Source organism: Leucobacter sp. M11, assembly GCF_035726885.1.
GTDB lineage: Bacteria > Actinomycetota > Actinomycetes > Actinomycetales > Microbacteriaceae > JAPFRB01.
Window position 1 is genome coordinate 378,184 of sequence record NZ_JAPFRB010000002.1, and the last position, 556, is coordinate 378,739.

The 556-nt window shown below is 73.6% G+C and carries 1 protein-coding gene and 1 pseudogene; both read right to left on the reverse strand.

The window, feature by feature from the left end:
• Nucleotides 1-309 (reverse strand): annotated as a pseudogene (locus tag OOT08_RS06075) (ABC transporter permease); the annotation flags it as partial.
• A partial coding sequence (locus OOT08_RS06080; RefSeq protein ID WP_325091689.1) for an ABC transporter permease subunit occupies nt 306-556 on the reverse strand: 251 nt, incomplete at its 5' end. The gene OOT08_RS06080 and the pseudogene OOT08_RS06075, both read right to left, overlap by 4 nt.

Genomic DNA, 556 nt, shown 5'->3' on the forward strand with positions numbered 1-556 from the left:
GATGAGCACCGCGCCAAGGCCGACCGAGAGCGCAATCCGCGCCCCGATCATGAGCTGGGTGAACAGGTCGCGGCCGAGCTTGTCGGTGCCGATCCAGTGCGCGCCGCTCGCGCCCTCCAGGCGGCCGCCGCTCGTGTCCGCCTGCGGGTAGGGCAACCAGACGAGCGAGACCAGGGCGAGCAGCACGATGACCCCGGTGAGGGCGAGGCCGAGCACGAGCGTGCCGCGGCGGGAGCGGCGGCGGGCGGGCGGGGCGACCGGCGTCCCCGGCACGGGGGCGGGCGGGGCCGCGGGGGCCGGGCCGCTCATCGGTTCCCCGAGACGGACTGGCGCAGGCGCGGGTCCACGAGGCGCTGCGCGATATCGGCGGCGAAGCCGACGAGCAGCACGAAGAGCGTGCTCACGACGAGCACCCCCTGGATCGTGACGTAGTCGTGCTGGGTGATGCCGTTCAGAAGCAGGCTGCCGAGGCCGGGCAGGCTAAAGACGCTCTCCACGACGACGGCCCCGATGAGGGCGGTGGACAGCTCGATGCCGAGGATCGCGATGACGGGCA